The organism is Synechococcus sp. R55.2, from assembly GCF_047462075.1.
GTDB lineage: Bacteria > Cyanobacteriota > Cyanobacteriia > Thermostichales > Thermostichaceae > Thermostichus.
Genome location: NZ_JANSIH010000304.1, coordinates 1 through 612 on the forward strand (window position 1 = coordinate 1; position 612 = coordinate 612).

1 protein-coding gene is annotated in these 612 nt (G+C 65.0%); it reads right to left on the reverse strand.

Features of this window, described 5'->3' with window-relative positions; all coding sequences use genetic code 11:
* A partial coding sequence (locus NW838_RS09805; RefSeq protein ID WP_414427957.1) for an ATP-binding protein occupies positions 1-612 on the reverse strand: 612 nt, incomplete at both ends.

Sequence of the window (612 nt, forward strand, 5' to 3'; positions counted from 1 at the left end):
GCAAATTGTTCTCCCCGGTGCCCTTGGACGTTGCCGCGGATGGCCTCCTGCACCAGGTAGAGGAGCTGTTCCCGCTGCGGCTTGACCTGGGGCAGCCACTCCCGCGCCAGGAGGATGCGGGTGCGGATTTCCTCCAGTTCCGCCTGGTGCTCGGCCAGGAAGGGCTCGGGAGCATCGACAAATTGCGTTGCCCGTTGGACAATTTCCCCTCGCTCTTCTAGGCTCAGCTCCTGCCCCACCGGCACCACCAGTGCCAGGCGATCCAGCAGGTGGGGGCGCAGGGATCCCTCTTCGGGGTTGTAGGTGGCCACCAAGAGAGGCCGGCAGGGGTGTTGCAGACTCAGCCCCTCCCGTTCCAGGCGGTTGACCCCATCCCCCACCACCGTCAGCAACAAGTTGACGATGGCGTCGTCCAAGAGGTTGATGTCATCCACATAGAGCACGCCCCGGTGGGCGGCAGCCAAGAGCCCTGGCTGGAAGACCGTTTCCCCCTGCCTGATGGAGGCCTCCACATCGACGGATCCCAGCAGCCGATCTTCGGTGACGCCCAGGGGAACCTGGACAAAGGGGGGCGATATCACTTGGGTGGGCGGCACCTCTCCGGCTGGGTAG